This window comes from Streptomyces lushanensis (assembly GCF_001700515.1).
Lineage (GTDB): Bacteria > Actinomycetota > Actinomycetes > Streptomycetales > Streptomycetaceae > Streptomyces > Streptomyces lushanensis.
Genome location: NZ_MAUD01000570.1, coordinates 1 through 5,930, shown reverse-complemented (window position 1 = coordinate 5,930; position 5,930 = coordinate 1). Strand labels below are relative to the sequence as shown.

2 protein-coding genes and 2 pseudogenes are annotated in these 5,930 nt (G+C 68.7%); 2 read left to right on the top strand and 2 right to left on the bottom strand.

Annotated elements, in window-relative coordinates:
* Positions 1-1,999: pseudogene (locus BFF77_RS31355) on the bottom strand (discoidin domain-containing protein); the annotation flags it as partial.
* A 1,107-nt stretch (positions 2,000-3,106) separates the two neighbouring features.
* Between BFF77_RS31355 and BFF77_RS35360 the strand changes: the two are divergent.
* Together BFF77_RS35360 and BFF77_RS36065 are read left to right on the top strand one after the other, a co-directional pair.
* Positions 3,107-4,864, top strand: a complete 1,758-nt coding sequence (locus BFF77_RS35360) for a bactofilin family protein (RefSeq protein WP_141698591.1) — start codon at positions 3,107-3,109, stop codon at positions 4,862-4,864.
* An 86-nt stretch (positions 4,865-4,950) separates the two neighbouring features.
* On the top strand, positions 4,951-5,094 hold the full coding sequence (locus BFF77_RS36065; protein WP_211280369.1) for a hypothetical protein: 144 nt from the start codon (positions 4,951-4,953) through the stop codon (positions 5,092-5,094).
* A 237-nt stretch (positions 5,095-5,331) separates the two neighbouring features.
* Here the strand turns inward: BFF77_RS36065 and BFF77_RS36060 are convergent.
* Positions 5,332-5,930: pseudogene (locus tag BFF77_RS36060) on the bottom strand (hypothetical protein); the annotation flags it as partial.

The window sequence follows — 5,930 nt, the reverse complement described above, 5'->3', positions numbered from 1 at the left end:
TGAGATCGCCGTCGACGGCGAGGGGCGCGCCCTTGCCGGTGTCCGCGGAGGAGGCCGTCGCGGTGCCGCCCCGTGCCAGATCGGCGCCGTCGGCGCCGTCGCGCACCTCGACCGCGTACAGCGAGTAACCGTAGCGGGGGTCGGGGCTGATGCCCTGGACCCGCAGGTGACGGTACGACACCCGGGTGAGGGCGAGGTCGTCGGTGCGCCCGGTCGTCGAAGGCGGCGCGGTGCCCGCATCCTTGGCCGCGACGCTGACGCTGCCCTCGGCGGTGGTGTACGTACGGCTGCCGTCCAGTCCGGCGATGCCCGGCATCGTCAGGTTCCGCACCTCGATGTGGCCCTCGCCCGCCGCCGTACCGCCGGTCGCGTAGACGACGTCACCCGACGGCAGGGTGGTGAACCCGGCGTGGCCCGTGCCGAGTGTGAACACCGTGGCGCTGCCGTCGAAGCCGTCACGGACCCGGCTGTAGGTGGCGATGTTGCGTGTTGTCACGCTGCCCGCGGTCGAGGGCAGGAACATCGGAGTGGTGCCGCTCAGCGCGAACAGCCAGTCGTCGTGGGCCGGTTGCCAGCAGAACTTGACGAAGCCCGGCTTGCTGACGGCCGCGGCCCAGGCCGCGGGGGACTGGTGCGCCACCAGCCCCGGGCCCGCGCCGAAGTCCTTCACCCCGCTCGCCCGTGCGAACAGCTCCGCGTCGGTGAGGGGACGGACCGCCGCCCCCTGCCCGGCCCGCCACTCGTGCAGCAGATAACTGATGGCGATCTCGGCGCGGGCCTCCGGCTCGTACTTGGGCTCACCGGAGAACTTGGTGAGCCGGTAGGCCGGCGCGTACGCCTGGTAGGCCGCGAGGCGTTCGGCGAGCGCGGCCTCGGAGCGGGCCGCGGCCCGGTCCCCCAACACCTGCGCGAGGAAGGCGATCGGGATGACGTCACGCCCGTAGAGGTACTCGCGGTCGTTGACCATCGGCATCAGCGGTTCGCCCGCGTCGCTCATGACGGTGAGCAGGGTGTCCCAGAGCGGACCGGCGTTGGGCTGCGCGGTGAGCACCTGGGGCAGCGGACGTCCCGCGGTGATGAAGTGGGCCGCGTTACGTCCCGACGTACGCCACAACTCCGCCTGGTAGTGCGGGCCGAAGGAGTTGTGGTTCTCGACGATGAACGTGTCGTACAGGTTCTGCGCCGTGTTGTCGCTGATCGCGACGCCGTCCACGAGGGCGGGATTGGCGCGGTCCGCGACCGGAAGGCCGGCCTCGTTGCGGCTCCACCGGCCGAAGGCATCGCTCCAGGCGCCATGGCGAGGGTCGTCGGTCGCCCAGGCGAGACCCGGCGCGAGCGACTGGGCGTAGACCCCCATCTCCTCCAGCTTCGTGTCGCCCACATGACCGCCGGTGAGGCCGTTGGGCGTCCAGCCGCCGGAGGCGGGGTCGTTGGCCGGGCCGAGCGCCGTCGTGTACGCGGCCTGGGCGCGGACGATGGTGTCGACGTTGGTACGGGTCGTGTCGTCCAGCTGGTCCCACAACAGCCGGGCGGCGAGCACGAAGTACAGCTGGAAAGTGGTGTCGAAGAACAGGGTGCGGCCCCATTCGGAGCCGCCGGTGAGGCGGTTGGACGCGGCGAAGTGCGTGAGGGTGGCGAGGGTACGCGAGCGCAGGGTCTCCTTGTCGATCCCGGCCCGGTCGGCGTCGTAGGTACCCCGGGTGAGCAGGAGGGCGTGGCCGAGGACCACCGCGAAGCCGAAGTCCTTGGCGGTGTAATGGCCCTTGGCCGCGTCCCACTGCGTCTCGGACCAGCGGGTGTGCGTGAGCAGCGCCCGATGGTAGGCGGCGGCGACGTCGTCAGGGGGCGCGGAGTGGGGCGCGTGCCGGTGGCGGTCGGCTGCCGAGGCGGGTCCCGCCTCGGCGAGGGAAAGCGGCACTGCGGTCAATGCGGCGGTCAGGCCGGCGAGTTGGGTGAAACGGCGCCTGTTCAGTTCGGCCGGTTGATGGGTCACGCGCATGCACCTCCTGGGGCACGAGGCTTCGACAACGTTGTCAAGCGCGCTCATTCTTGGACCGGGCAGCCGGAACGTCAAGGAGTCCGACCGGTCTCCGCCCAAAGAGGCTTCATCGGTCCGTGAGCTCCCGCGGCGTCGACCGGGCGACCGGCGTCGTCCTGGTCACGGTGGACGAGCGCGTGTCGGCCGCGGGGATGGCCGAGCCGCGCGGGCGCGCGGGCCGGCGCCCTCGCCTTCGAGCGCGCCGCCGGCACCTTCCGGCCGCACCTCCAGGGCGGCGAGCCCGTCCGGGGCGGCGCCGTCCGCTGCACCGCCGGCTTCAACGTGCGGGTCGGCCAGGCCGACCACTTCGTGACCGCGGGCCACCGCACCCGCAGCTTCCCCGCCTGGTACACGAACTCACCGCTCACCGCTCACCGCTCACCACGCCCGCCGACCTGCCCGCGGGGAGCGGCTTCCCGGGCAACGACCACGGCATCGTCCGGATACACCAATCCGACGGTGCCCCAACCCGGAACGGTCAGCTGTGGCAGCACGGTGCAGTCGAGCCAGGAACTCCGGTATCCCTCAGACGCGCCCGATGCTGATCGTCAACTGCGACGACTTTGGGATGTATCCCGTGATCAACACGGCGGTGACCCGCACGTCCGGCGTAGTTCCGGCCAGACAGGAGTTCGCTTTGGGCCAGCTAGCCGGAATTGTGGTTCCTGGGCTTCCGGGCGGGGGAGTGCTTTCGGCGGTTCTGTTGGCCATGTCCCTGGGGGAGGGCTGTTGGAGCGGATGCGCCTGGTCAGAGCGCCGGTTGACGGGTTCCCGCAGGTGGGGGCGAGAGGAGCCGGGCGCCGCCGGCCACCAGGGCTTGAATCCCTGAACATGAATACGGATCAGGTCCGGCGGCCGGCCCCATCCTCTGATGTGGCCGGCCGCTCTGGTTCCCGGCGAATCGTGAAGGCCGGCCAACGGGCCGATCGACGGCCTTCGGGTTGCCTCCGGGCCTTATGGCTTTCCCTGTGAGCCTGTCACCGCACCGGTCCGGCACCCTCAACGCCGGGTCGCCACTGCACGTCATTGTCCGCATGGTGTGAAACGTCGAGATAGGGAGTCCTCATCGTGCCGCCGTTGCTGCACTACGACATCGTCACCGATCCGACATCGCTTCAGGCGTCACAGCCCGGGGCGCCGTCCACAGGGGCGGTATATCTGATCATTTCCAACCACGACGCAGCAATGGTGAGCGTGCGCTCCATCGAAGTGCAGATACCTGTCGGCAACAATGCCGATCACCTGACTCCCCACCCCGAGTTGATCAACCGAAGTTTCGAAGTGCATCCTCCCGTTTCCAGCACGCCGGTGCAGCTCACATGGGACGGGGTGAAGAGCTTCCGGCTGGAAACCTCCCCGAAAACGGCGTACTTATTTGATGCCGGCGAAACCATTGTCCTGAAACTGGAAAATATAACCGTTTCCGCCGAGGGAGGGTTGGCCCTCCTGACGATAACGGAGGTTTCCAAGCCTCCTGGCGTGCAGGGAAATTTTGCGCCGCACACGTTTATGCTCGGGCTGGTCAAGGAAACTCCGAAGGCGCCGCGCAACTTCCGCCCGGACAAGGACATGATGGACGTGAACGCGAATGGCAGCGTCACCCTCATGTGGGACGGGCCCAATAATATCGACTACTGGGTCGTCTCTCCGGACGCGCAACCGGTGAAATTCTCTGCGGCGCCTGCAGGAACTCCGGTAGCCCAGACACCTTTCACACACAAGGTGCAGCCCACCCGAGGAACGACGTACACCCTCCTGGCCGGCACCAGCCCCGGGCAGCCGAACGGACAGGGCCATATTTTCACCACCACAGTCCACGCACGTATTCCGGAATTCGAGAGCGGGGTCCGCACTCCATGGGCCGAGGGGACCCCGGCCAAGGCCCAGGGGCGCGTCACTTTCACCCCGCAAGGCGTGGACATCAACAACAAGGATGGCGGGCTGGGAACCGTTGCGGCCGACGAAGCCAAACTGGCAACGGCCGTGAGGACCAAGCGGGCGCGGGGGCTGGATGACAATGACGGGTGGGTCGAGTTCCCCCAGGACGGCATCAGGGTGGGGCATGGCTCGGTCAGCGACTTGGGAACCGTCAGCGCCAACGGCGTCAACACCACATGGGTGGGGCACCGGAACGACGGCAAGGGATGGATCGAATTCCCGGACACCGGCGTGAAGATCTACAACGGTGCCGGGGACTGGGGAACCGTTACCGCCGGTGAGGCGGACCTGGCCGACCTGTTCACCCGTCGGGCCACGGTAAGAGAACGCCTCACTGTCGAGGGCGGGTTGACGGTCAACGGCGTGCTGGAGACGCAGGACGGGCCGCCCCGGCTGGTCGTTCACAGCCAGTTGGACGCCGAGGGTGATCTGAAGGCCGCCGGAAACGCCGTTGTCGGTGGTGACCTCTCCGTCAACGGCAAGCTGGAACTGGGTGAGCTGCGCGTTGCCCGCACAGCGGACATCGGTGGTGACCTCTCCGTCAACGGCAGGGTGAATGCCGGGAGTGAGCTGCATGCCGCGGGGAAGGCCGTTGTCGGTGGTGAGCTCGACGTCAACGGGACATCCACCCTTTCAGGGATGCTGAATGCCGATGGAGGGCTGACCGTGAGCTACAACGACGAGTGGGTCCTCAAGGCCAGCCATGACAGGGTGCAGGTCGCGCGCAATCTCTACGTCCAGCATGACTCGGTGTTCACCGGGGTGGTGAACGCCAACGGGCTCCTGTCGGTCCGTAACAACGACGCGTGGATCATGCACGTCAACGACGACCAGGTGTCGATCCAAGGCAACCTGCGCGTCCACGGGGCGTTCCGCTCCGACGACTGACGGGCAGATCGCGACGGCCGTCCCGCAGACCCAAGGGCCCCGGCGGGGCGGCCGTCGGCGGCGGGCGAGCCGTATTGGCCGACCTGATGCCCGAGCACACCGCCGCCAGCCGCGCGGATGCCCCAGCCCTGGACCTGCCGGTCACCCTCTGCATGCCGGGCAAGGCCGCCGACTTCCTCCACCCGGCCGAACCGGAAACCGTCGAACGGGCCGCGCTCGACCAGACGTGACCGTACGGCGCGGCCAGGGCTACGCCCTGCGCGTCAGCGCTGTGCCGCGATCCAACACCAGCTCCTCGCCGGTCTTCGACAACGACTTCCTGCCGGTGATCCGACAAGTCCGGGCGAAGGCGACCGGTCCTCGATGAGTTGGCCGGTCGATGCCGGTTCCGGGTGACGCTGCGCGGAGAGGAGACTCAGCGTTCCGGTGAGTTTCCTTCCGGGGTGATGGTTTTCATCAGCTCGGTCTCAGAGCGGCGAAGCCGCTGGTTGTTCCGAGTTCTCGCCTGCCTCTTCGCACACCTCGACCTGGCCGCGGGCGATCGCAGGCAGGGCGCTGTTCTGAGCCGGCGACAGGCTGATGTGCTGCGCCGCGGCGAGCCAGGGGGTTCGAGGCCCTGGCACGGTGCAGCTCGCCTGCGAGGGTCTCGGCGAGGCGGGCGGCGGTCTCGGGGCGAGTGCGGTCAGATCGCGGGCCATGTGGATCCGGCTGCCGGCCTCCATGAAGGCATGGGGATAGGAGTGGCAGGAGTCGTCACAGTCGGGGGTCTCGGCTCGGGCGGCTTCGATGATGTCCTCCGCGTCGAGGAGGTGGTCCGCGGCGCCGATGGTGAGGAACGCGAGCTGCGTGAGACGTGTTTCCGCGTCGCAGACATCCGTGCTGCGATGAAGGGGCTGGCTCTTGACGGCGTCGCGGGCTGATCGGCCGGAAGGCAGGCCCCGTACGAGGACGTACTCGTCGTACGGCCCGACTCGTCTGCCGCTCCCCGCTCCGCCCTGGTCGCAGCGGGGTCCGCCCCGACTCGGACGGGCCGGGTTCCGGCCGCCGTACGCCGATCGGCCCCCGT

Excerpts from the sequence above, each read along its gene's own strand:
- BFF77_RS36065 (WP_211280369.1), top strand. The coding sequence starts at position 4,951 with ATGCCCGAGCACACCGCCGCCAGCCGCGCGGATGCCCCAGCCCTGGAC.